The 279-nt window shown below is 52.3% G+C and carries 1 protein-coding gene; it reads left to right on the forward strand.

Annotated features, from left to right (window positions below):
* Positions 1 to 279: protein phosphatase CheZ (locus H8L32_RS27395; protein ID WP_186951023.1), on the forward strand; the 279-nt coding region annotated here is incomplete at both ends.

The raw sequence follows: 279 nt of genomic DNA on the forward strand, positions 1-279 counted from the left end.
GCCAATAAAGTCTTGAATGCCACCGATCTGGGGCTGCCAGAGCAGGATGAACTGGCTAAGAAAGCCAAGGCCATGGATGCGCGCTGGACTGACCTGTTTGAAGGCAAGCTGAGCGTTGATGAAGTCAAATCGCTGGCGACGGACTCCAAAAGCTTTGCCAATGCCGTGCTGACGGCAACCGATGCTGAAAAAGCACGTTTGCTCGACATCATGATGGCGCAGGACTTCCAGGATCTGACCGGTCAGTTCACTAAAAAAGTGGTTGCAACCAACAAGACA

The organism is Undibacterium hunanense (genome assembly GCF_014284335.1).
Classification (GTDB): domain Bacteria; phylum Pseudomonadota; class Gammaproteobacteria; order Burkholderiales; family Burkholderiaceae_D; genus Undibacterium; species Undibacterium hunanense.